Here is a 24,647-nt window from a genome sequence, read left to right as displayed (position 1 = left end):
CTTAGTGGGAATCGGAGCCCATGTTCGCGTTGTCTCCCGCATTGGTTCCCATATCCATCTCCCCGCCCTCGTCGTGAGAATGTCCTTCTCCCATATCCATGCCCATCTGAGTTTTGTTTTGCGTCCACTCATGCGAAGCCAGGTCGGCGGCTGTCATGAGTTGGCCTTTTCCTTGTTCCTTCGTAAAAGCTTCCGCTGAAGCTTTGTCCTTGAAGCTGTAAACCCCGTATGCCATCGGCGATTTGAAATCGGCATTGTACACATAAGCGGCCTTGTCGTAAGGGATCCATTCTTTGTCGTTGTAATCACGGACGAATTCGCCGCCGATCTTTGCATCGGCGTTTTTCTCCTTCCACTCGTTCATGCAGCCGATATCGTCGAATTTGAATGTCTTGCCTTCGGTTGTCGTCAGTTGAGTGGCGAAAGCGTCGTCTTTTATCTGCATATTGCAAATAGCGCATTTGTCCACCGTCTCGTCGATCGGTACCGGCTCATAGGTTTGCTTGCCGCAACCGGCAGCCAGCAAGATGGTGAATAAGGATACGAACAGCATGAGCGTGATTTTTTTCATGATTTTTTGACCCCCATCAATGTAATGATCATCAGAGCCGCGACGAGCAGAGCCGCTCCGGCAATTCCCGTCTCCACTCTCCATGGATCCGTCCGCCTATCGGATGAAGCGATTGATGGCAATGAAGGCTCCATCCTGGGCTCGCGATCCTGAGTCCATTGCTCTGCATCCGCAGTGAAGAGACTTTCCAGAAACCTCATGCCCGGAGACTGGAAAAAAATCTGATAAGCCGGTATTCCTTTCGTCAGCCTTTGAAAAAAAGGATTCATCGCATACGGGATATCGCTGATCCCGTCGCCGCTGGGATCCAGTCCTTGAAAGGCATCCCAATAATTATGGAGCAGCTCGTTGTCCTTGCTCCCGTCCGCCTGCGTTTCGATGACATTCGAGACGAAGCGATTGCTCTCGAGCCGGTTGCTCTGGGAGTCCAGCAGCTGGATGCCGACGAAGTTGTACGATACGTCATTGTCTTCCCATACGTTGTTCCGGGACATCTCGATGTAGAGTCCGACACGGTTTCCCGTCAGCTCGTTGCCTGTGACCCGGGTATTCTGCACATCGAAGAAAAGCATGCCCTGCGAGTTGACGCTGCCTTTCTGCCGAGTAAAGACGTTGCCGGTCACCTCGGCTCCCTTGACGATCATGGCCATGATGCCGGTGACGTTGTATTCGCCGCTGTTCCCTCTCATGATCGTACCGTTGGTATACATGCAATGAATGCCGTATCGCGAATGGTCGATTTCGTTGCTCAGGACGGTATTGTCATGGCTGCTTTCCATGTAGATTCCATCGAACATGTCGGTCACCCGATTTTCCTGAATGACATTGCCGTTGGACTGAAAAAGATCGATTCCATTGCGCTTGTCGGTCTGGCGAGCCGATTTCCCCTTGAGATCATCCGTCGGTGCGACGATCGAGCTTCGAATGGTTGAACCGTCGGATTTTCGGAGCTGGATGCCGTAGGAGCGCGACTTGATCCTAAGCCCATCTACCATGACTCTGTCGGCGGATATCAGAACGGCCGGAGCTTCGCCTGCAGCCTCTTTTTCCACTGCCATTCCGTGCAGCTCCGCTCCTTCCGCCTCAAGCTTCACGACAGGAGCATCCCCGCCCGACCCGGTCAAGGTCACGCCTTCGGCTTGTACGACCAGCCGTTTCGAGATGACGATTGCTTCCGCGTACTGTCCCGGCGGCAGTGTTACGGCTTCTCCCGGCTTGGCTGCATCCAGCATTTTTTGGAGCGAAGCCGCTCTAATCTCTGGCGAGGAAGCCGCAGCCGGATCGGTATGGCCCCATGCTCCCAGTATGAATACCTTGCATACGGCTAGGATGGCTGCTCGCCTGGCGAGCCTTCCTAATCGGTAATGATGGTCAGTATGGATGGCCAGGAAACTCCCCCCTCTGTACAAAGCCCGTTTCTCCCCATCGACCATCATAAAAGAAACGGGGACTTTGCACATAACCCTTTCGGGCTATGAGCATTGACGATCCCGTGACAGGCCGTGTCAGACCGTGTCAGACCGGTATTTTTATTCCGATATCCATGCTTGCTTGGCGGAAGAACCGAATGCAAGAGGATCGGAATGCCGCGGCCGGGATGGACTAAAACCGGAAAGCAAGCCGTTCATCCCTGACTCGAAACGGCGTGAACATGCAGCAAACGCTGACAGGACTGCTGACGAGCTCAACCTACTGCCCGCAAGCAAACAAAAAGAGAGCGCCGGATCGGGGATCGGCGCTCTCTTTTAATTTTGTATCTTTTATTAAGGACATTAACAACCTAGGTCAACAATCGGAGGCAAACAATTAATATCATTAATGATATATTCCATCAAATATCGATCAAGCCTTTAACTTCTCCGCTCGCCCAATAAATCGGCTTTCCCTTAGGCGCCGTTTGACCGCAGCAGAGCTTTGATCTCTTCCAGATCTCTCTTCGTTTCGCTGCGGAAGCTTGCAAAGTCCGCCTCGAGGCGATGCAGATGCCCTTGCATATCGTCGATTTCCAGCTCGGCCTTGTAATTGATCGCATAATCGATCATGCTCTCGCGCTTGTCGCGGGCCGCTTGGCGATTCTGGCTCATCATGATGATTGGAGCTTGAAAGCCCGCCAGGAACGACAGCACAAGGTTGAGCAGGATGAATGGCGGTCCGTCGAAGCGGATCGCCTTCGTCAGCGCCAGGCTGTTGATCACGATCCATAGGGCCAGCACGGCAAAAAAGATGACGATGAACCGCCAGCTGCCGCCGAACTGGGCGATCCGGTCCGCAAGCTTGTCCGGCCAGCGGGTATTTTTATCGTACTCCTCGTTCACCTTGGAATGGATCCGCTGTTCGAACTCGGCTACGAGTCCGTTCAGCCTGGACGAATACCGGCTCAGCTCGTCCCGTGCAAGCTCGGCCTCCTGTTCAACCTCTTCGCCTGCAGCATCCATATCCTTCTTTGTATTCGCCATCGCTCATCTCTCCGCTCCGCTCTTTGTCATCGCCGCAAGGAATCTATAGAGACAAGGAAGATATCCAGAAGCTTCCGTCGCGGGAATAATCCCGGTAAGGACCCGGCACGATCACATCGATGGCATCCAGCTCTTCGCCCGTCCATTGAACGGCCAGAGCGCCCAGGTTCTCCTCGAGCTGCTCACGGTTTTTGACGCCGATGACGGGAATGACGTTTTTCCGCTGCAGCAGCCAGGACAGGGACAGCTGACTCAGCCTGACCCCTTTTTCTTCCGCAAGAGCGGCCAGCTGCTCGACGATTTCAAGCTTCTTTTGGTTCCTCGGCTCGGCCAGGTTCAAGCGCTCGCCGCGGGAATCGGCGGGAAGCGGCTGATTCTGCCTGTATTTGCCCGACAGCCAGCCGCCGGACAGGGGCGAATAAACGATTGTAGCCAATCCATGCCTCTCCGAAGCGGGCAGGATCTCCTGCTCGATCGTCCTGTCCAGCAGGCTGTAGGAAGGCTGATTCGAGACGAACCGTTCCAGGTTCATCCTGTCGCTGGTCCAGAGCGACTCCACGATCCGCCAGCCCTCGAAGTTGGAGCAGCCGATATAACGGACCTTGCCCTGCTTGACCAGATCATCCAGCGCCCTCAACGTTTCATCCAGCGGAGTATGGGGATCCGGACGATGGACCTGATACAGATCGATGTAGTCGGTGCCGAGCCTTTTCAGGCTTTGCTCCACCTGCTTCATGATCCGGTAGCGGCTCGCTCCTTCTCCATTGGGACCTTCCTCGGTCCTCACCTTGAACTTGGTCGCGACAACGACCTTGTCCCGGCGTCCCTTCAAGGCTTTGCCGATGATCTCCTCCGACGTGCCCTTGCCGTAGGTATCGGCTGTATCCAGGAAATTGATTCCGGAATCCAGCACCTGGTCAATGACCGCGAGAGAGCTTTTTTCATCCATATCCCAGCTGCCGTAAGTCATCGTGCCGAGGCAGAAGCGAGAAACCTCCAGTCCCGATCTTCCCAAGTACGTATAGTCCATGATTCCATTCCTCCTCCGATGATTAGTTGAACACGAACCAGATCAGAGCGACGACGCTGAGCACGGCCGTCACCGCATACAGCATGCTGAGCCTTGCCCATTTTTTTCCATGCGCACGGTCGTAAGCGGGGTTTCCATTTCGATTTTCCTTGGAAAAGCCAACCGCCAATGTAGCGCCAATCGCCGCCAGTATGACGGCCCCTACGAGAATATAACTGAACATGACAATCTCCTTATCGACTTATTTAATGTCAGGCTTGATAAGCGACGATGCCGTTGACGACCGTCATGAGCGCCTTGGCATGGAGCAGCTCGTCGGGATCCATGCCGTCATGGATCCGGCGGTCGACGACGGTGAAGTCGGCATGCTTGCCGATCCCGATCGATCCTCTCCGGTCGGCCTCCCCCGCAGCGGCCGCGCTGCCGTGCGTGAACAGCCCGATGGACTGCGAGATGCTCAGCTTCTCCTCCGGCAGGTAGCCTTCATGCCGCTCGCCGGGCTTGCGCCTCGTTGCCGCGGCATGAATGCCGAGGAACGGATTCAGCGGCTCGATCGGCGCATCGCTGCCTCCGGAGCATGGCAATCCCGTCTGCAGCCATTTCTTCCAGGCGTACAGGTAGCTTGTCCGCTCCGGGCCGACCCGGTCCATGACCCAGGGGAAATCGCTCGGCACGAACCGCGGCTGCAGATCGACGGCCAGATTCATCCTCTTCATGCGCTCCACCGTAGCCGGCTGCACGATCTGGGCGTGGATGAAGCGGTCCGGGAGCTTGGCGTCCGCGCCCAGCGGATGGTCCTCCAGCACATCCGCCATCATCTCGGCAGCTCCGTCCCCGATCGCGTGGAAGGCGATCGGATATCCCTGCTGCCGCGCCCTGCCGACAATGCCTGCCAGCTCCTCCGCTGTATGCATCGCCAATCCAAGCGCGGAGGGCGCGTCGTGATAAGGCTCCTTGAGCAGCGCCGTGCGGCCGCCGACCGCCCCGTCGGCGAACAGCTTCACCGCTCCGATCCGCAGCCAGTCGCTGCCGCTGCCTGCCCGCATCCCGAGCTCCTTGATCTCGTCCAGGAAGCCGTGGAACATCAGCTGATGGGTTCGGAAAGCCAGGCCTTCCTCCCGCAGCTCGCTCTGGATGCGCAGCATCGCTTCCACGCTGCCGAGCAGCCGGAGATCCTCGGTGTGGGCGGCCGTCAGTCCGAGACGGAGCGCGTCCTCGCTGGCCCGCCTCATCGAGCTCTTCAGGAATTCGTAATCCGGCACAGGCTGGACGGCGGCGAAAGGAGCGGATGCATTCTCGTAGATCCAGCCGTTCAATTGTCCGCCGGCATCTCTGCCGAAGGCGCCCGATTCCGTATCGGGAGTGTCGGCCGCAACGCCGGCTCTACGGAACGCTTCCGAATTGCCGAGAAACGCATGGAAGCAGGTCCGAGTGAGATAGATGGGATGCCGCTCCGTGATTGCATCCAGCTCGGTCCGATGCGGCGCCGTTCCGTCCGGGAAATTGTTCTCGTTCCAGTTCAGACCGAGAATCCATTCGCCGTCCGGCGTGGAGGCGGCCCGCTCGGAGATCATGGCCAGCATCTCTTCCCTCGATGCCGCTTCGGTAAAGTCCAGCATGCCGAGCTTCATGCCATGCATCCCGAGATGCATATGGGCGTCGACCAATCCGGGCAGCACCTGCGCCCCGTTCCAATCGACTTTCGCGTAAGGACGCCCGCTGAGCTGCAGCTCCAGCTCGGAAGCAGTTCCAATCGCGCGGATGATGCCATTCTCGACGTAGACCGAATCGGCCGCGGCCGATTCGGTCATGAACAGATTGCCGCGTACGAATAAGACGGCAGACATGGCGACCCCTCCCCGATTTTTCCTTCATTATACCAAATCGCCGCAGCCGTGAAAGACAAAAAACCGCCACGCGCGTGACGGTCTTGTGCCTAATGCTCCGAGGCTTATGGCGATTTCTTCAGATGCAGCTGCCTGTATTCGTCCTCGAGAATGGCCATCAGAATGGAGTCATGATAGGCATGATCATAATACAGCGCCTCGCGCTGCACGCCTTCGCGCTTGAAGCCGAGCTTCTCGTACACATGCGCCGCCCTGTCGTTGAACGCGAATACGTTCAGCTCGATGCGATGCAGATTGAGGATGCCGAATCCGTAATCCAGCATGAGCCGCATAGCCTCGCTTCCGTAGCCTTTGCCCTGATGGGACTTGTCGTTCAGCGCGATCCGTATGCCCGCATTGCGGTTGTTGCGGTCGATGTCCTGGATCGCGATGTCTCCGATCAGCTCATCCGTATCCCGGAGAGCGATCAGCAGAAGGACGGAAGAGGCATCCTTCTCCTTGCCGTGGAGATAATCCGCGATTTGTTCCCTCGTATAGTGCTTCTGCGTGCCGGTGAGCATCCGCGTCTCGGACTGGTACAGGCCGGCGTAATACCAGTCGGCATCCCAGGCTTCCACAGGTCTCAGATAGACGGATTCTCCTTCCAGAAATCGGACAGGTTTCATGATGGCTGTTCCCCTTTTCTATTGAACGCATTATTCCAAGAGATTACCAGCGTCCGTGCGGCCTGTCCAGAACCGGAATCGGTTAAACCCGTTTTTCACCATCCTTCCGGAACGGAACATAGACGAAGGACGCCTTGGCAGGCGTCCTGGCCGAAAGTGATACGAGGCATCAATCCCCGTAGTAGTACATTCTCTTGCTTGGAGAAGCTAGCATCGCCTATGTCCGAACGTTCGTTCCAATCAGTATACAAATGCCAATGCCTGCTCGCTTAGCAGCTCCACCGCAGCGGGAGACAGCTGAGGACCTTTTCCAACCAATGCTGCCGCTGAATGACTCATGATTCGGCTCCCGGGCAGCCAGGCAAAACAGGGCGTACAGCATTCGGCCCTGTGTATCCCATTCCAGCTCCAAGCCGCTGCTCCATGCCCAAGGCGCCGCACCCTATAGATCCCGCTGGATGTCTCTACCTATCCGCCGTTTCCTTGCGTCATGCCAGGAAAGGCTCTATTCCTCGCTTGCGACGGCGTCATGCCGACATATTGCTTGAACAGCCTCGTAAAATAATTGGGATTGCTGCAGCCGACGCGTTCCGCGATCTCGGTGACGGACAAGCCGGTTTCCAAGAGCAGCTTGGCTGCTTCCTGCATCCGGCAACGGTTCACGAAATCGGTGAACGTCCTTCCGGTCAGCCTCTTGAACAGCTTGCAGAAATGATGCGGGCTCACGCTCACCATCCTGGCCGCTTCCCTGACTCCCATCGGCGCTCCGCCGCTGCCTTCCACGCGCCGGATCAATTCCTTGAACCGTTCCTGCCGGAATCCGGTTTCCCTTGCCCGACCCGCCTGTCCCGGAGGCAGATGAGTCCGAGCCAGCAATGCAAAGGCAAGGAACAGATAGGTTTTGGCGATCATCCGTCCGGAAGCGGAGGACCCGGTCCCGCATTCCCCGACAGCCTTGTCGATCAGGCGAGACGCTTCTTCTCCGCATTGGCCCGGGTAGGCAGGCAAGGAAGCCCTTCCTTCCAGATAGGGACTCAGCAACGCGTCATAGTCCTCTTCCTTGGCCCAATCGCTGAACAGCGCCCCGTTGAACACGATGGAGACATACTCCACTTGCTCCGAGCTGCGGCTGAATCCCGTATGCAGATCGCCTGCCTGCACGATAAGCAGCGTTCCCGGCTCCGCCTCGCACACCTGGCTGCCGATATGGAATACAGCCAGTCCCCGCCGCATCAGGATGAACTCGAAATGTTCATGCCAGTGCAGGAACAGGACGCATTGGCCGGGCTTCGTTTTTCCGGAAGCGTTGAAAAACAGTTTGAAAGGATAGCTGCGGTCCAGAGGGTTGTTCTCCCAATGTTCCCGGTTCATCTCCATCGGCTTCACCTGCACAACATAAGAGTGTTTTTGCGCAATTTAGGATCGAGAATACAGGGCTGAATTACGCTATAATTCTCTTGACAGCGTTTACTATAGCTCAAAATCAGAGTGGATGACAAGCCCGATAGGAAGGGCCTGGCTAGAGGAGGCTAATGCTAATGAAAGAGAAGCCGTTTCGAATTGTCGTCGCCGGATGCGGCGGGATGGCGAATACTTGGGTGGAATACGCCATGGGCATGCAGGACGCGGAGGTTGTCGGACTCGTCGACATCCGTCTGGAGTCCGCTGAGCATATGGCCAAGAGGCATGGGCTGGGCTGCGGGAAGTATGTGTCGCTTGAGGAAGCAATCCGGGAAAACGGAGCCAATCTCGTATTCGATGTCACCATCCCGGCCAGCCATCACGAGATTGGCACAACTGCCATGAAGCTTGGCTGCGACGTGTTCTCCGAGAAGCCGCTCGCTGAATCGCTTGATGGCTGCCTCGATCTCGTCCGGGTATCGGATGAGACGGGACGATGTCATGCAGTCATGCAGAACAGGCGCTTCGACCCGAATATACGGGCGTTGCGGCGCTTGATCGAGGAAGGAACGATCGGCAAGCCGGGATTCGCCGGAGCGGACTTTTTTATCGGCGCTCACTTCGGCGGCTTCCGGGATGCCATGGAAAGTCCTCTCATTCTGGATATGGCCATCCATACATTCGACCAGGCGAGGCTTATTCTCGGCGCCGACCCTATATCCGTTTATTGCCATGAATTCAACCCTGCTGGCTCCTGGTATGCGGGGAGTGCGGCTGCCGTCTGCATATTCGAAATGTCCGACGGCTCCGTGTTCAACTATCGGGGCTCCTGGTGCGCAGAAGGCGCTCCTACCTCGTGGGAAGCCCAGTGGCGGATTACGGGCTCTGCCGGAACGGCGATATGGAACGGCGCGGACCGCCCTTATGCGGAAATACTCGCCCCCGAGCAAGAGCAGCAAGCCTTCTTGAAGGCCACGAAGCGGATCGATGCCTCCCCTGAAGCCGGCGGTGACTCCTGGCATCACCGCTGCCTGGACGAGATGTTCGCCTCCCTGCTGCAGGAACGCCGCGCCGAAACGGACTGCCGCGACAACCTTTTCAGCATGGCTATGGTGCTCGGCGCTATGGAAAGCTCAAGAAGCGGGCGGAAAGTGCTGATGTCGGAGCTTCTCCAACGCTAGCTGCGACTTTTCTTTGATCGGAGATGTCATCGCCGGATGATCTCTCCGATCATTCCGTTTTTTAGAGCTGTCATCGGGTGACCTCTCCGATTATGTCGTTCTTGAGAGCGCCGGAATGGCTGATGCGCGAATTCACCTTGATTTCCACAACCGGGTTCATGTCGAACAGAGACGTATCGTTCCCCAACGCTTTCCATGCGCGATTGGCTTTTTTGTACATGGCATGCTCCAAATTCAGCAGGTCCGTCTTGGTGCGGATGGATTGCTCGACCATCTGGCGGACCTCTTCTTCAATTTTCTTGCTGGAAGCCGACTCCAGCTGGGACAAAGACAAGTACTTCTCGTTTTGCCTCGACGAAATGTACCCTTTGGTCTGGATTTCGATCTCGAATGTTGGTGTCGGGCCAGGGCGGACGGAAATGCTGGATTTCGGATCCAGAAATATGATCTGCACGTCCGTTTTGTCCTCCGAAGGCACAAGCAGCGAAATCCGGTTCGATTCTTCGGCGAGCCAGCGGAGTCCCTTCAGCTGCTTGATCGGAACGAGCGATTGCAGCCGCTTTTCCTTGATGAAGTAAGCCCCGCTCACATACGGCTTTTCCTCTTTTCCTTTCTGGTCCCTCCACTGCGTTTTATTGATGGATACAGCCGGTATATAAGCGGTTTCTCCCGGCTCGAATGCGCTTCTCATCAATTCGAACAATTGCACAGGCTGCAGCTGCGAATCCTGAATGAAGATCGACTTGGGCTCATGCAAGATCGTATTCAGAGCGGATTGCCGGAAAAATCCGTTCATCATAAGGATGTCCTCCATCTTATCCTTGGTCCCGTATACCCAAGGCGTCAGCCTGATCTCATGGTAACGGGGCAAGCTGTCGAACACATGCTCGAGTCCGTGGCGAATGGCTCCTTCGCCGAAGACGATCGCCGTCATATGAGACCATACAATCATGGACTGGCTTGTTTTATAGATCTGAAACATCGCGTCGTTCAGCGTGGAGCCTTCGCCATGACCAACCCAGATCATCGGACTCTGAGCGTTCGCATTGGTTTCCGTTTTGGCGACGGATGCGAAATCGAGCATTTGATAATACCCGACGTACTTGCCGTCCACGTAGTCGATTCCGATCGCGGTAACGTAATTCAGATCCTGGGGATCGACGATATCCGTTCTTCCAGAGCAGGATGTCATCGTCAGCAAGACGGCGATCCCGCCAAGCACATGTCGGAGCATTCTATCCCTTCTTCCGTTTTTTCAGCATCGTTGCCGTATAGCTGCGCCTTTGGCGCGGATTCAAGGCAAAAGCGGACAACCACTCCCGGAAGTTCAGCGAAGCGATCGGCTCCAAATAGTTGAGGCCGAACGAATCGAGCCGGCAAAGATAGATCAGGATGCCGATGCCGGACAGCATGAATCCGTACACGCCCAGGTAAGAGGAGAGAAGCAGGACGAAGAGCCGAATGACGCTCACCGTGCCGGATAGGGATTGGTTGACGAGCACGAACGTCGCGACCGCGGATGTCGAGATGACCACGAGCATGGTAGGCGAAGCAAGTCCTGCACGGACGGCGGCATCTCCGATGATGATGCCGCCGACGATGCCTACCGTCTGGCCGACCGCTTTGGGCAGCCTGACCCCCGCTTCCCGGAGCAGTTCAAACAGGATCAGGAGCGTAAGCGCCTCGAGCGCCAGAGGAAGCGGAATGCCGCTTCTGGAGACGACCACCGTCGCCAGCAGCTGAAACGGGATTTGGGATACGTTCACCGAGCCTATCGCGACCCAGAAGCCGGGCAGGAAAATGGCGATCAGAAATCCAATCATCCGGAGCAGCCGCTGAAGAATGACGAAATGATACGGGAAATGCACATCCTCCGGCGACTTGAGCACCTCGAAGAAATTGATCGGTCCGATCAGCACCATCGGAGACCCGTTGACGATGACGATGAACCTTCCTCTAAGCAGGCATTCCGTTGCAAAATCGGGCCGGGCAATGTAATCGAAGAGAGGAAACAGGGAAAAAGACCGGTCCGACAGCCACTGCTCCAGTTGGCCGCTCCCAATGATGCTCTCCGTCTCGAAGCTGGAAAGCCGCTTCCTGATTTCCTCGATAAGGACCGGATCGGCTTTATGATCCAGATATACCAGGTATACCTTCGTGCGGCTCAAAGACCCGATCTCGAACTGCTCGCTGAATAGATGAGACGTCTGCAGCCTTTTGCGGATCAAGGCGAGGTTCGTATTCACCTCTTCGGTGAAGGAATCCTTGGGCCCTTTGATGGAAATTTCCGTATTGGACTCGGCAGGCTGCCGCTTCGGAATATCCGCGATGTTGAGGGCATGGAACCTCCGCTCCCCCGCTTGATGAAAGAGGACATAACCGGTGAAAAGCAGATCGATCATCCGGCCGGCGGTGTCCGCCTCGATGATTGGCGGGGACACTGGCGGGCTGTCCTGCTCGCTCCCCCCTTTGTCGAGCCAAGCGATAAGCGGATTCATGTATTCGTTAAGCTCGGCATTATCGATCATTCCATCGCAATAGAAGACAGCGAACTTGGATGCATATCCTTCCGGAACGGGAGCAAAGCGTAGATCCGCATAGACCGAAAGTCCTTGCTTCAGATCCCCCTCCTTCAGCTTGCCCTCCGCCAGCAGTTCCTCCAGACGAACAATCGCCGGCGGCTGCTTCCGCTTATCCTTCATTTCGGCTCATCCCTCTTCCAGGCGGAATGAAGCTGGCGATGAAAAAGATCAGCAGCATGGCAAGACCGAACAGGACAAGACCCGGATAATAAAGGAACTCCATGAATTGCTGCATCGTGATGTCGCTGATGGGCAGCAGGATCATCACGACCAGGGCAAGCGCCATTCCCGTTGTCCACCACTGCCGGAATCTCTTCGATTTTGTCTCCAAAATATCCGTCAACAAGTAAAGCATCAGAGCGACTCGAACGACCGAGCCGGTCATCAGCTGCAGAATGGCCAGGAAATCGACATGGGATATCCGCTTGCCGACAATGAGCAGCCTCCATTGCTCGAAGGCAGGGAAACGCAAGCTGCCCGCAACCGAAGGTCCAAAAGCAGCGAGGCTGCCCGTTACGGGTCCAATGACCAGCCCGCACAACAACGTGATCAGGATGACGAGGCTGATATAGTTGAGAGGCTTTTGGAGCTTATGCTGAAGCAGCAGCAGCAGAAGCAGATCCGTCGTTCCGCCTACGACGATCATGCTCCCCTTGAGCACAGGTCCTGCTCCGTTGGCCAGGACGGGCATCAAATAGCCGTAGTCTTTGGCGTAAAACGTAAATGCCGAAACGAAATGACCTAAAATCCAGACGATCGGCAGAAGCATGGCCGACATTTGAAACAGCGTGCTTCCTCCTTTGTAAGAAGCGCCCAGGGCGAACAGCATGAACAATACGGTAATAATCCAGATGGGTGTAAACGGCAGGAAAAAAATCGCCACGACCTCGACCATATCGAAGAGGGCAATATACCCCGCGAGAAAATAGTTCAATGCCAAAGCGGCGATGAGCGGAACGGCGATCCAGATGCCCATGCGCGACTTCAGCCAACCATACAGCTTCTCCTTGCCGATGGATTTGGATATCCGCACAAAGAACAGGCCCCATGCAAGCAGAAATACGTATGCGACCAGGACACTGATCCAAGAGTCCCTTCCGGAAGTCTTCAGCAGCTGCGGCAGGATGAGAACATGATTTGATATGCCCAGCGATAACAGGAGAAGAAAAATAACCTGCGTCCGTGAGTACATGTTGTTTTCGCCTCCATTGCAGCAAGTAACGCTTAGAGTATCCATTTTCATCCATGGATATTCGGCAGCAAACCTTGCAGGCGACTATGCTTTCTCGTTGCCGAGCGTATAAAAAAAGAAACGCATCTTTGGCCAAAGGCTGAAGATGCGGTCGGCAGGAGATGATGCTGCCGGCAGGCTTAATATGTAATCGTTGGACCAGGAACTTCCATGCGACTATCCCCTCTTCACCCATGTCGGTATTTTGCCGGCAACGGAATCCATCGCCTCTCGCAGCTGCTTGTTGTCGATATGCGTATAGATTTGAGTCGTCTCGATGCTCGCGTGTCCGAGCAGCTCCTGCAGCGTCCGGATATCCGTGCCGCTGCGGATCTGCATCGTGGCGAAGCTATGCCTCAGCTTATGGCTCGACAGCTTCTTCATCGACAGCTCCGGCAGGCTGGCCTGCAGCCTGGAGAGCGTGGAGTCCGCCATGTTCTGAATCATCCGGATCGACAGGCGCCTGCCCAGCTGAGACACGAACATCGGCTGCTCCTTTCCTTGCTTCATCTTGAGCTCGGAGGTTTCCATCATTTGGAGCAGCAGCCGCGCGAGCGACGACGGCAGCGGCAGATAACGCCATTTGCGCCCTTTGCCGAGTACGGACAGCATGCCTTCAGACGTCAGGTCGTGGCGGTTGAGCCTATGGATTTCTCCGACCCGAAGTCCGGCATAAGACATCAGCAGCAAGATCGATAGATTGCGCTCGCGATGCTTGCCTTCGACATGCTCGAACAGCAGCTGCAGCTGCTCCTCCTCCAGATAGACCGGAATACGGTTTTTCTGCTGCCTGGATTTGGCCGTCAGCGCGGCCGGATTCACATTCAGCAGGTCCATCTCGTTGAGAGCCTTGTAAAAGGCGCGCAGCGAAGACAGCTTCCGGTTGCGCGCTTCATCCCCGGCCCCCGCTTCCCTCGTGCGCGACAAATAACGCATGATGTCGAGCTTGGTGGACTGCTCCAGCGGAGCGGGATGCATCATCGCGAGATATTGGCCGACATCGGCTTTGTATGCTCTTTCGGTCGAGGCAGTCATGCCCTGGTTTTTCATCCAGATGCCGAACAGCTCGAGTTCCGTTCCATAGGTGTCCTGAAGCTCATGATACGTTGTGAACAAGTCCTCCAACCCTCCCGCATTGAGTACTTTTATTGCTTTAAAATCGAAGTTGCGTAAAATATGTATTTCACGCCATTTTTAAGGCAACAAAAATCGGCAATCCTATGGCTAGGAATGCCGGATATGCTGCAGCGTCTGCGTGAATATTTGCTCCACATGGTCGTCGTCCAAGGAGTAGAACACGGTTTTGCCTGCCTTGCGGCGTTTGACGATGCGCATGTTGCGCAGATAACGAAGCTGATGGGATACAGCCGACTGGTTCATATCCAGCAGCACGGTCAAGTCATGCACGCATAATTCGGCATGAAGCAGTGCGCCGACCAGCCTCACGCGCGTAGGATCCGAAAAGGCCTTCATCCAATCGGCCAGCTGGCCGGCGGAATTCCCGTCGAGCATCGATGCGCGCACAACATCCAGATTGGCTGTCGAGCCTTCCCCGAAGTCCTCGTCCAACAATTCGGCCGTCTCCTGCAGCCCGTCACCGGAATCAGGCCGCTCAGCCGAAGAATAGGATGTTTCATCGGTCATTCTTCATCACTCCGGTTTCTCTAGGGTTGTTTTATTATATCAAACGTGGAGTTAATGCGGAACTTTTACGGATAATAAAAAAAGATATCCCTCGAAGGGCTGTTTGCATTGACACTCCAATGGTTTAATCATATTATATGAGCAAGTGATCATATGTTATATTTATTCTCTTTCTGGAAAGTAGGTACCGACGATGACGGAATACCGCGTGAAAGGTCTCAGCTGCGGCAATTGCACGCTCGAGCTCGAACGTGAAATTCGCAAGCTTCCTTACGGCGATACTGCAACGCTTCATTATTCCTCCGCTCGGCTTGTCATCGACGAGCGGGTGCCGCTCGATAAGCTGCGCAAAATATTGAAATCCGACGGAGCGGCATTGATCGGTTCAGCCGTGGCTGCTTCAGGCTCTGCTGCAGAAGATTCCTCTTCTTGCGGTTTGCCGGAATCAGGCCAAGGTCATGCGTCGGAACATGAACATGGCAGCAGCGAAGATAGCCATAGCCATAGCCACAGCAACCACAACCACTCGAAATTGAACAGCACTACTGGTGTTGCGGCGGTTGCTTCAGACGGCGCCCAAGACACTGGCAATGCTCACGCAGGTTCTCAAACCCGCAGCCATAACCACACGCATGATCATGACGGTGATCATCATGACCACGATCATGGGGATGGAAGCCGATCGACCTTATATCTATTAGGCGCATCCTTCCTTCTGTTCGCTGTGGCGGCATGGTCAGGATCGCTTCTCTCCGGCACGATGCAAGTCGTCTTATATGTCGCGGCGATCGTTCTGAGCGGCTGGTCGACGTTCTGGAGAGGGTTCCGCAATCTGCTGCGCCTTCGCTTCAACATCGATACGCTCATGACCGTCGCCTTGATCGGGGCGGCAGCCATTCAGGAATGGAAGGAAGCGACGCTCGTCGCCATACTGTTCGGCATCAACGAGCTGCTTGAAGGTCTCGGGATGAACCGCGCCCGCCGTTCCATGGACCGGCTGCTGCAGGCGGCGCCGAAGGAAGCCGTGCTGCTTGCTGACGGCAGCCAGCAATCCGTCCCGGCAAGCCGACTGCTTGAAGGCGATCTCGTGCTCGTCAAAGCAGGCTCGCAGATTCCATCGGACGGCACGATCGTAAGCGGCCAGAGCTCTGTCAACGAAGCGGCTATCACAGGCGAGTCGCTCCCCGTCGACAAGAAGATCGGCGATCAGGTTTTCGGCGGCAGCCTCAACAACGAAGGCATGCTGACAGTCCGGATCGACCGGGCCTACCAGCAGTCCTCGCTGGCCAGAATCCTGCAGCTCGTGCAGGAAGCCCAGGAATCGAAAACGCCGACAGAGCTGTTCATCAACCGCTTCTCCCGGTACTACACGCCCTTTATTATGCTTGTTTCCCTTCTCGTCATCCTCATCCCTCCGCTGCTGCTCGGCGGTTCATGGAACCACTGGCTTTATGAAGGGCTGGCCGTCCTTATCGTAGGATGTCCCTGCGCCTTGATCCTCTCTTCGCCTGTTGCCATCCTGGCCGGAATTACCCGCTTGGCGCGCGAAGGAATTCTTGTCAAAGGCGGAGCCTTTTTGGAGCAGCTCGGCAAAATCGACATTATCGCCTTCGATAAAACCGGAACGCTGACCAAAGGCCGGCCGCATGTCGCAGCCGCGGAAATTTGGGATGACCGGTTCCTGCCGATCGCGGCCGCGATCGAGAGCGGTTCGTCCCATCCGCTTGCGGGAGCGGTTCTGGATTATGCCAAGCAGCACTCCGTACCTGTCGAGCCGCTGGAATCGGAGACGGCCGCGGGGCGCGGGCTGAAGGCGACGAAGGACGGAACGACCTATACCCTCGGCAGCCAGCAGCTCATCGAGAGTCTTGGCCTTGCCGGCTATGACAACATCAGGCCGTCGGTCGAAGCATTCTTGAAGCAAGGCTATACGCTTGTGCTTGTTGCCGACGATACCCGCGTGATGGGCATGTTCGGCATATCTGACGAGCTGCGGCCGGAAAGCCCGACGGTGCTGCAGAGGCTGCGCCGGGCAGGCATCAGGCGCACGGTCATGCTGACCGGCGACAATGCTCAATCCGCGGACCGCATGGCAAAGGCAGCCGGCTTGACCGATGTATATGCCGGCCTGCTGCCGGAGGATAAAGTCAAGCGCATCCAAGAGCTCAAGTCATCCGGCAAGGTAGCCATGATCGGCGACGGCATCAATGATGCTCCTGCTTTGGCGGCTGCCGATCTCGGCATCGCCATGGGAAAAGGCACGGACAGCGCCATAGAAACGGCCGATCTGGTGCTCATGCAGGACAATCTGACAAAGCTCCCCTCCGCTGTCCGGACCGCAAAGACAACGAATCGGATCATCCGCTTCAATCTCGCCGTAGCTCTCGGCCTCAAGCTCATCGCCCTTTTGCTCACCATTCCGGGCTGGCTGACGCTTTGGATCGCGATCCTGTCGGATATGGGCGCCACGATCTTCGTGTCGCTGGTCAGTCTAACGCTGCTCATTCCTGCACGAAAAAAAGATAAAGCCCATTCATAGACATCATAAAGGCGCCTTTCCACCAGGAAAGGCGCCTTTATATTCCGGGTTACTAGCAGGGCAAGAGCGTCTTCGACGGCATCACCGTTTCCCCAATTGTGGAGCCGCCAGATAAGTACCGCAAAGGTTTGTCCATGAACCCAATCGATCTTCATTCAGCCATTTCCCCCTCTCTATCGAACGGAATCTTCCAGACATTGCCTCTCCGCAGTCAAATAAGTTACGCTGGATACGAGCTGAAGCGAAAACTCAGGGGAGGCAAGGCTTGTGGAGCAAGAACCGATCATCACTCTTTCCAATATCTCCAAATCGTATGAAAAGCGCAAAATATTATCTTCCGTTAACTTATCCGTTCAACCCGGACATGTCTATATGCTGCAGGGGAGCAATGGTTCCGGCAAAAGCACGCTCATCAAGATCGCCGCGAACCTGGTGGCTCCTTCTTCCGGAATCCGCAAGGTTGCCGCATGTAAAACCATTACGATCGGTTACGCGCCCGATCATCTTCCCAAGCTGAAATTGTCTTCGTCCGAATACCTCCGATATATGGGACGGATAGCCGGCATGGACAAGCATGTCTTAACGGACAAAATCCTCGAGCTCCATCGGCTCTTTCAGCTGGATCCCGATTCCTCCTCCTATTTGCTTCACTATTCCAAAGGGATGCTCCAAAAAGTAAACCTCATGCAGGCTTCGCTGCAGAAGCCGGATCTGCTTTTGCTGGATGAACCTCTGTCCGGCCTGGATGCGGTATCGCAAGCTCATCTGCTGGAAGCGTTGCAGAAGATCAATCGCCAAGGCACAGCGGTTGTGGCAGCCGTGCATGATTCCTTGCTGATCGAGGCTCTTGGCGGCACCATGCTCCAACTGAACAAGGGCATCCTTTCGGTGGAATCGAGCGGTCAATCAAGACCTGCAGCAGCGGCCCCGGACAGCCAGGTCGAAATCAAAGGCAGAGCCGAGACGGACGTGCTGACACAAATTCTGATCCGATATCCGCAAGCCAAGCGTCAGCCTGTCGAGTCCAAAGATTTGACCGGGCCCAATGACTTCATTATTCATCTTCCCCATGGACAGTCGCAGCCGCTGCTGCTTGCCTTGCTGCAAGCCGGGGCGGTCGTCGACCATATGATTCCGATAAAGGAGTGCTGAAAATGCGCCACCTGCTGGCATACCATTACCGCTGCCATCTTCGTTCTTACCGCTATGCGGCGCCGCTCTCGCTTTTCTTGCTGGCCCTTTTGTTCATCTACGCCCAGGTTCCGAATCCGGTCATGGGCAGCTATGGTTTTTCCTCCTCCTTATTGTTCTTGATAATGATCTGGGTCTGCATCGGAGTCATGGAAGGAGAAGAGGCCAATCAAGACATGATCCTTTCCTTGCAGGCAGGTTCGTTCCTGCGGCTCTTCGCTTCCAAGCTGCTCTATGCTTGGTGCTTTTCGCTGCCCTTGGCCGCATTCGCCGTTCTCTACCCTGCCCTGTTCCATAAATTCGCCAGAGCTCCCGAGCTGTCCGAATTGGCCTTTTCATTCGGAAGCCACATCGCGATGTCCGTGCTTGGCGTCGGACTTGCATCGTTGTTCAACAGCAGATTGATAGCTTCCCGCTCGATTTCCTATCTGCTGCTGCTGGCCGTCATTGCCCTTTCTTTCTCGGGACAAGGCATCCTGGACAAGCTTCCGATGCCGGCCAACGGATTGGCCTGGCTAGCTCCTCCGGCTTGGAACATGGTCCGCACCCTGACGCAGTACGACGGCGAAGCCTTTGCAGCCCGAATAGCAGCGCTTGCATTTCCATTGCTGTACGGAGCCGTCGCGGCTGTCTTGGCGGGCAAGCTTATGAACAGCCGCAAGCTCGATCTTCCAGCCAAGTAACCCGGAACAAAAAAAGCCCCGCTGATCAGCGGGGCTTCGCATTCATCAAGGCACGAATTGTTGAACGATCTTCGTTACGACTCCGTCCTTGACGGTAATATGATACGGGAAATAGCTCAAATCAAGCACGTCGGTCTGCGGATAAAGCTTGGCGAATTTCTCGAGCGAGATCGGCTCGTTCCACTCGGTATCCGCCGCGTCGTTTCCTTTGTCATAGATCTGCATCAGGACTTCTGCATCCGGAGCCACCTCGTAGGTTTTGACGGAAGGATCGTCATTGACGATGTAATAACCGTCCGGAGCTCCGTCCAAGCCGGAATCCGGCTCATGCTTGAGGAACTGCTCATCCGCCTGAGCGCCTTCGTACCAGTCGATCTTGTCGGCGGTTATGTACCATTTGCCGTCTTTATGAGTCATTCCATTAATATAATCCGTTTGGGTATCGGCGGTCTTCTTCACGGGCTGATAATCGCCGCCGACCGCATTGGCCGTGGAGATGAAGTAGAATACAATTGCCGCTGCAGCCATCATGCTGAACATCGTTTTTTTCATTGGGGTTCGACTCCCTTTCTCTTCGCAGGCCGATTCATTGGCATATTACCCGTTCCCGTCCGCCCTGAATCATTTGCCCTTGTTCCCTATTATAAACGGCTCATCTCCCCAAGAAGTTGCAACAAAGTTACAAAAGGCTGTAACCTGTAATTAAAGACTATGTTCTTGTCCAAAGGGATTTCAGCGCGGACAATAAAAAGGAGCTGCCAGACGACAACATGAAGGTAAAAAGAAGCGCAGGCGCCGCGGTATTTATGCTTATCTACGCGGCCATTACCTATTATATTGGATGGTCCGCATCGGCATTCATGCAATCCTACCATCTCAAGACGGGCTGGATTTGGCTGCCCGTCATCTTCTTCTCCCTTTCCTACTTTGCGGCCATGGCGCTCATCCGCATCTGGGATTCGGCGCTGATACGCGGGGTCAAAGTCGTTTCTTCCTTCTACGTCGCGATTCTCGAATACTTGATTCTTCTCCTTCCCGCTGCCGGATTGATCGGCTTCGCATGGAACGCCGCAGGCGGCGATTCGGAAGCTTACGTCCAAGCAGCCGGATGGGCGGTGCTGGCACTGCTGGCGATTCTGCTCATCTGGGGCTCTCGGAACGCATGGAGTCCTGTCGTCAGAGAGCACACGCTTGAGATCGCCAAATCCGTGCCCGGACGAACCAGCATCCGAATCATGGTCGCATCGGATATCCACCTGGGCAACATCGTCGGCAACAGGCATCTGCGCAAGCTCGTGCGCAAGGCCGAACAACTGAAGCCGGATCTGATCCTGCTTCCCGGCGATGTCATCGACGACAGCGTCAAGCCGTTTTTGCGCAACAAAATGGCCGATACGATCCGGGGGCTAAAGGCTCCGCTCGGAACGTATGCCGTTCTCGGCAACCACGAATATTACGGCGGCCATATTGGAGAGTATGCGGCAGCCATGGCACAAGCCGGCATCCCGGTCCTGCAGGACGAGCTGGTCGAGACCGGCGGCGTCTTCATCGCCGGACGCAAGGACAAAACCGCCGAAAGCCCGGCCTTCGGCGGCCGTCTTACCGTACAGGAGCTCGTAAGCGGCGCCGATCCATCCGCCCCGTTGATCGTCATGGACCATCAGCCTTATGCCTTCGACAAAGCCGAGGCTGCCGGAGCCGACCTCCTGTTATGCGGCCATACCCACCGGGGCCAGTTCGCTCCCAATCACCTCGTCACTCGCCGCCTGTTCGAGCTGGATTGGGGATATATGATCAAGTCCCGCATGCATGTGCTCGTTTCTTCCGGATTCGGAACATGGGGACCGCCGATTCGGCTGTTCAGCCGCAGCGAAATTCTGCATATTAAAATTAATTTTTTTTAAGCGTTGACTTGAATACGAATTCCAGGCACAGGCCTATTTCCGGCCTGTTCTTTTTTTTTCATCAATTTGGTTTACATAACTATTCTTACTATAAGGTGATTGTTGGAAACGTCCTGTCTTGATAAAATAAAGAGTCTAGACTGGAGGCCATTCATGCCATGAATATTTTAAAAATAAAAGACCGTCAAGAGCTCGACCGGCGCATCCCCTCCATGCCCTGGTATGTGGAGAAGTTCATCAACTACAAGCTGCCCGACCTCTCCCCCTCTTCCTTGCTTGAATATGTGCGGGATTATGAAACCTTCTTCGGGTGGATGATCGCCGAAGGCTTGTCCAATGGCCCTACCCTCCGGGATGTTGCCTTGGAGGAGCTCGAGAAGCTGCATATGGACAGCATCGACCATTATCGGATGCACCTGGCTTCCCGCCCCGAACACGCCAATACGCGGACAACGATATCCCGGAAGCTGAGCTCTCTCCGCTCGCTCTTCCATTACTTGAGCCAAATTGCCGAGGATGACGACTTCTACCCGCTGCTGAAGCGGAACATCATGGCCAAGGTCGCGATCAAGCGCACCCACAAGCCCAAGGATACAGCGGCGAAGCTGGAGGGAAAGCTGCTTCAGGAGGAGGAAATCTCCGAATTCCTGCACTATGTCCGTGTCGGCTACGGCGCCGATGTGGCGAACAACAAGCAGGCTTTGTCGGCCTACGAGCGCAATTCCGTCCGGGATGCGTGCATTGTCAGCCTCATCCTCCACTCCGGACTGCGAGTCTCCGAGGTCGTCAATCTCAACGTCGATGATCTCGATCTGAAGAAGAAGCTTACCTACGTCTACCGCAAAGGGAGCAACGACGACACGTTCAAGACGCCTGTCTACTTCCGCCAGGAGGCGCTCGACGACCTGGGCAGTTATATCCAGCTCCGGGACAGCCGCTATAAGGCGCCGCGCCGCGAGAAGGCGATGTTCCTCGCCATTGCCAACGGCAATCAGGAAGGCTCGCGCATGACGAAGAGAGCCATCCAGCAGATGGTGCTCAAATATGCCAAGCGGTTCGGCAAGCCTTATTTGTCCGTCCACAAGCTCCGGCATTCGTTCGCCACCGACTATTATTTGCGCAACGACCTGTACAAGACGCAGGAGCAGCTCGGCCATGCTTCTCCGGATACGACGCAGATCTACGCGCATCTGACCGACAAAACGATGTCCGAGGCGATCGACCGGAACAAAAAAGAGGAATAGCCCGCGTCTCCGCGGGCTGTTCCTCTTCGTTGATGCCGTACCGTTAAAGCTGCGGCGCCTCTTCCAGCGCATAATCGAAATCCTCGATGTCGAACACAAGCACCGGCACCTCGGCCTCGATCAGCTTGTCCTGGAACTCGTACTGATCCGACAAGAGCGGAATCTGAAGCTTGGATGCCGTCAGCAGCAGCTCCGTCTCCACAGGGTCGAAATAATCCCCGTAATGCGCATTGTCTACGGCATTCACGACCGTGAATTGAATCCGTTCATCCAATATAAGCGGAGAGCTTTCCCTCCACGGCACTTGGAGAGCCCTCTCGATTTTTTTGCGATTCAGCGAATCCTCGAAAAATTGGATCAGCTCGGCCACTTTGCCTCGCACGAACACATCCTCGGCCGGATCGTCCATGATCGGCTCCGTGCTGTCCTTCATTTCGTAGAGTTCCAGAATGGTGGAATAAGGCAGCACGAAGTCGACCGGCAGGCTCGGAACGAGCAGCTGTCCGTAGGTCGCTACCATGACCGCTTCAATGACGAATCTCCGCCGCATCCCAGATCCCCCCTCACCCAATAAACTTTTGAAATCAATGAATTCATTATACATGAAATAGAGGCGCCGTACACAGAGGTGCTTGCACAGCTTGCCCCTCACCGGCTTGAATTGTACAATATAGGTTACAGTTGCATGATCGGAGGTTGTCAGCAAGTGCAAGAAGAAGAAATCATCATCGTTGGAGCCGGTCCATGCGGCTTGGCCGCAGCGGTCGAATTCCAGAGCCGCGGCATCGGCTCCTTGATCATCGAGAAAGAGAATCTGGTCCATTCCATCTCCCAATATCCTACTTACCTGCAATTTTTCAGCTCTCCCGAAATGCTCGAGGTCGGCGGCATTCCTTTCACGACGGCAATGGAGAAGCCCTCCCGTCTCGAAGCGCTGAATTATTACCGGACCGTGGCGCTGCGCAGCGGCGTCCGCGTGAACGCCTATGAAGCGGTCGCTTCGATAACAGCCCGGCCGAATGGCGGCTTTGTCCTGGAAACCGAAAACCGCTACGGGGAAAAACAAGCCTATTCGGCCAAAGCCGTCGTCGTGGCGACCGGATACTTCGACCATCCGAACCGTCTCGGCATCCCTGGAGAGGAGATGGGCAAAGTATCCCATTTCTTCCGGGAAGCTCATCCTTATACCGGCATGGAGGTCGCCATCATCGGAGGAAGCAATTCCGCCATCGATGCCGCGCTCGAGCTGAACCGCGCCGGCGCTAAAGTGACGGTCGTCTACCGCAAGCCGGACTATTCTCGATCGATCAAGCCGTGGGTCCGTCCGATTTTCGAAGGCCTGGTCGCCAAGGAAAAGATCGCCATGCTGTTCAGCTCCCGGGTCATCGAGATCAAGCCGCACACCCTCGTCATTCAGGATGAGGCCGGCATCCGCGAGCTCGACAACGACTTCGTGCTTGCTCTTACCGGCTTCCATCCCGACCGCGAGTTCCTGATGTCGGCTGGCGTCGCTATCGAGGCCGAGGGTTACCCACGCTTCGACGAGGAGACGATGGAAACCAATGTTCCCGGCATCTATCTCGCCGGAGTCGTTGCTTCCAGGCATCAAGCCAATGAAATCTTCATCGAGTCCGGGCGATTCCACGGACAGCGAATAGCCGATCATTGGCTCCGCACACGCTGAACAAGAGTTGAGACTGCTATTTGTTTTTTCGAGTTCGATCCAGGGCTGATTTTGGATTTCTCCCCTTTCGGCCCTTTTTTTAATTTTGATCATCTATGGTTTACATAATTATCTTTACTTGTTCAATTTATTGATTCGCGTCGTTAAGGTTTCTTTCCAGTTGCTGGACAGTTCAGGAATGGCCGCCAATTTCCCCATTTCTGCCTCATCGGTTTTGTGCAAATAATAGATAACATTGGCTGCCGCCACAGTCATCCCGTGCTCCGGCCTGCTGACAAGCGTCAAGCTGTCTCCTGCCTGAATGTCCCCTTCCCGAAGAACGCGCAGGTAGAACCCTGTCTTGCCTGTCTGCTGCACCTTCGCCGGCAGGTCGGCTTGTCCATGCCGAAGGCCGAGCTTGAAGCACGGCTGCCGCGGCTGGCTTACTTGCAGCAGCGCCGTTCCGGCCGCCAGAATATCTCCGATGACGACATCCTGCTCCGTCGTCCCTTCCAGCGTGACGTTTTCTCCGAAAGCACCGGCCTCGAGCCGCTTGCCCATTTCGTTCTCCCAATAAGGATAATGGTCATGAGCATAAACGCATATGGCCTTGTCAGGTCCCCCGTGATGCTCAAGATCTCCTTGGCCGTCGCCTTCCGGGCCAGTCCATCCGACCCGGACCGCTCCCTTGCTCGGAGTTTTGCTTATTGCCGTCATAATCGTCTGCCTGCCGTAGGCCATCTCGACCGGCAGCCCGGTGTTGACGGATGTGATCGTTCCCAATTTCATGGGCTTCCCCCCCTTTTTCAGGCTCC

At 55.5% G+C, this 24,647-nt stretch carries 23 protein-coding genes; 7 read left to right on the top strand and 16 right to left on the bottom strand.

The features are described 5' to 3' along the window. Position 1: 1 nt before the first annotated feature. The 8 genes from ACLBWT_RS19290 to ACLBWT_RS19255 form a co-directional block, all read right to left on the bottom strand. A complete protein-coding gene (locus tag ACLBWT_RS19290; protein WP_447664743.1) occupies positions 2-571 on the bottom strand; it encodes a nitrous oxide reductase accessory protein NosL in 570 nt (189 codons plus the stop codon). Then, on the bottom strand, positions 568-1,980 hold the full coding sequence (locus ACLBWT_RS19285) for a right-handed parallel beta-helix repeat-containing protein (RefSeq protein WP_447664742.1): 1,413 nt from the start codon (positions 1,978-1,980) through the stop codon (positions 568-570). Before ACLBWT_RS19285 ends, ACLBWT_RS19290 begins: the two co-directional genes overlap by 4 nt. 477 nt (positions 1,981-2,457) lie before the next feature. Then, the gene (locus ACLBWT_RS19280) at positions 2,458-3,027 is read right to left on the bottom strand and encodes a DUF1003 domain-containing protein (RefSeq protein ID WP_447664741.1); all 570 of its coding nucleotides are present in this window, start codon (positions 3,025-3,027) and stop codon (positions 2,458-2,460) included. 43 nt (positions 3,028-3,070) lie between these two features. Continuing rightward, positions 3,071-4,057: an aldo/keto reductase gene (locus tag ACLBWT_RS19275; RefSeq protein ID WP_447664740.1), complete on the bottom strand. Its 987-nt coding sequence runs from the start codon at positions 4,055-4,057 to the stop codon at positions 3,071-3,073. A 22-nt stretch (positions 4,058-4,079) separates the two neighbouring features. Further along, positions 4,080-4,280: a hypothetical protein gene (locus tag ACLBWT_RS19270; RefSeq protein WP_447664739.1), complete on the bottom strand. Its 201-nt coding sequence runs from the start codon at positions 4,278-4,280 to the stop codon at positions 4,080-4,082. A gap of 28 nt (positions 4,281-4,308) precedes the next feature. Continuing rightward, a complete protein-coding gene (locus ACLBWT_RS19265) occupies positions 4,309-5,904 on the bottom strand; it encodes an amidohydrolase (RefSeq protein WP_447664738.1) in 1,596 nt (531 codons plus the stop codon). Positions 5,905-6,008: 104 nt separating this feature from the next. Then, positions 6,009-6,569, bottom strand: a complete 561-nt coding sequence (locus ACLBWT_RS19260) for a GNAT family N-acetyltransferase (RefSeq protein ID WP_447664737.1) — start codon at positions 6,567-6,569, stop codon at positions 6,009-6,011. Between the two features lie 468 nt (positions 6,570-7,037). After that, complete coding sequence (locus tag ACLBWT_RS19255) at positions 7,038-7,940, bottom strand: AraC family transcriptional regulator (protein ID WP_447664736.1); 903 nt, start codon at positions 7,938-7,940, stop codon at positions 7,038-7,040. Between the two features lie 167 nt (positions 7,941-8,107). Between ACLBWT_RS19255 and ACLBWT_RS19250 the strand changes: the two genes are divergently transcribed. Then, positions 8,108-9,151 (top strand): Gfo/Idh/MocA family protein, encoded by a 1,044-nt coding sequence (locus tag ACLBWT_RS19250; RefSeq protein ID WP_447664735.1) that lies wholly within the window; start codon positions 8,108-8,110, stop codon positions 9,149-9,151. 70 nt (positions 9,152-9,221) lie between these two features. On the opposite strand, the gene ACLBWT_RS19245 is transcribed toward ACLBWT_RS19250, so the two are convergent. The 5 genes from ACLBWT_RS19245 to ACLBWT_RS19225 all read right to left on the bottom strand — a co-directional run bounded on the left by ACLBWT_RS19245 (position 9,222) and on the right by ACLBWT_RS19225 (position 14,608). Continuing rightward, entirely contained in the window at positions 9,222-10,385 is a 1,164-nt protein-coding gene (locus ACLBWT_RS19245; RefSeq protein WP_447664734.1) for a Ger(x)C family spore germination protein, read from the bottom strand. 1 nt (position 10,386) lies between these two features. Then, positions 10,387-11,853, bottom strand: coding sequence for a spore germination protein (locus ACLBWT_RS19240; protein WP_447664733.1), 1,467 nt, complete (start codon positions 11,851-11,853; stop codon positions 10,387-10,389). Beyond that, on the bottom strand, positions 11,843-12,925 hold the full coding sequence (locus tag ACLBWT_RS19235) for an endospore germination permease (protein ID WP_447664732.1): 1,083 nt from the start codon (positions 12,923-12,925) through the stop codon (positions 11,843-11,845). Before ACLBWT_RS19235 ends, ACLBWT_RS19240 begins: the two co-directional genes overlap by 11 nt. Positions 12,926-13,141: 216 nt before the next feature. Continuing rightward, positions 13,142-14,080, bottom strand: a complete 939-nt coding sequence (locus ACLBWT_RS19230) for a tyrosine-type recombinase/integrase (RefSeq protein ID WP_447664731.1) — start codon at positions 14,078-14,080, stop codon at positions 13,142-13,144. A 108-nt stretch (positions 14,081-14,188) separates the two neighbouring features. Then, positions 14,189-14,608 (bottom strand): ArsR/SmtB family transcription factor, encoded by a 420-nt coding sequence (locus tag ACLBWT_RS19225; protein ID WP_447664730.1) that lies wholly within the window; start codon positions 14,606-14,608, stop codon positions 14,189-14,191. Between the two features lie 193 nt (positions 14,609-14,801). Between ACLBWT_RS19225 and ACLBWT_RS19220 the strand changes: the two genes are divergently transcribed. The 3 genes from ACLBWT_RS19220 (at position 14,802) to ACLBWT_RS19210 (ending at position 19,021) form a co-directional block, all read left to right on the top strand. Beyond that, a complete protein-coding gene (locus tag ACLBWT_RS19220; protein ID WP_447664729.1) occupies positions 14,802-17,147 on the top strand; it encodes a heavy metal translocating P-type ATPase in 2,346 nt (781 codons plus the stop codon). Between the two features lie 267 nt (positions 17,148-17,414). After that, positions 17,415-18,299 carry an ATP-binding cassette domain-containing protein gene (locus ACLBWT_RS19215; RefSeq protein WP_447664728.1) on the top strand — a complete coding sequence of 295 codons (885 nt, stop codon included), beginning with the start codon at positions 17,415-17,417 and terminating at the stop codon, positions 18,297-18,299. A 2-nt stretch (positions 18,300-18,301) separates the two neighbouring features. Continuing rightward, positions 18,302-19,021: a hypothetical protein gene (locus ACLBWT_RS19210; protein WP_447664727.1), complete on the top strand. Its 720-nt coding sequence runs from the start codon at positions 18,302-18,304 to the stop codon at positions 19,019-19,021. Between the two features lie 45 nt (positions 19,022-19,066). On the opposite strand, the gene ACLBWT_RS19205 is transcribed toward ACLBWT_RS19210, so the two are convergent. Then, on the bottom strand, positions 19,067-19,573 hold the full coding sequence (locus tag ACLBWT_RS19205) for a hypothetical protein (protein ID WP_447664726.1): 507 nt from the start codon (positions 19,571-19,573) through the stop codon (positions 19,067-19,069). A gap of 218 nt (positions 19,574-19,791) precedes the next feature. Between ACLBWT_RS19205 and ACLBWT_RS19200 the strand changes: the two genes are divergently transcribed. Both ACLBWT_RS19200 and xerS read left to right on the top strand, forming a co-directional pair. Continuing rightward, positions 19,792-20,925, top strand: coding sequence for a metallophosphoesterase (locus ACLBWT_RS19200; RefSeq protein ID WP_447664725.1), 1,134 nt, complete (start codon positions 19,792-19,794; stop codon positions 20,923-20,925). 158 nt (positions 20,926-21,083) lie between these two features. Next, positions 21,084-22,169 (top strand): tyrosine recombinase XerS, encoded by a 1,086-nt coding sequence (gene xerS / locus ACLBWT_RS19195; protein ID WP_447664724.1) that lies wholly within the window; start codon positions 21,084-21,086, stop codon positions 22,167-22,169. 43 nt (positions 22,170-22,212) lie between these two features. Here xerS and ACLBWT_RS19190 read toward each other — a convergent pair whose 3' ends face one another. Next, positions 22,213-22,719 carry an ADP-heptose synthase gene (locus ACLBWT_RS19190; RefSeq protein ID WP_076356059.1) on the bottom strand — a complete coding sequence of 169 codons (507 nt, stop codon included), beginning with the start codon at positions 22,717-22,719 and terminating at the stop codon, positions 22,213-22,215. A gap of 135 nt (positions 22,720-22,854) precedes the next feature. Between ACLBWT_RS19190 and ACLBWT_RS19185 the strand changes: the two genes are divergently transcribed. Further along, positions 22,855-23,853 (top strand): YpdA family putative bacillithiol disulfide reductase, encoded by a 999-nt coding sequence (locus tag ACLBWT_RS19185; protein ID WP_447664723.1) that lies wholly within the window; start codon positions 22,855-22,857, stop codon positions 23,851-23,853. A 114-nt stretch (positions 23,854-23,967) separates the two neighbouring features. Here ACLBWT_RS19185 and ACLBWT_RS19180 read toward each other — a convergent pair whose 3' ends face one another. Continuing rightward, a complete protein-coding gene (locus ACLBWT_RS19180) occupies positions 23,968-24,621 on the bottom strand; it encodes an MOSC domain-containing protein (RefSeq protein WP_447664722.1) in 654 nt (217 codons plus the stop codon). Positions 24,622-24,647 lie beyond the last annotated feature (26 nt).

The organism is Paenibacillus sp. D51F, assembly GCF_053345695.1.
The sequence above is the reverse complement of the archived record's forward strand: the minus strand, read 5'-3'. Positions and strand labels throughout refer to the sequence as shown.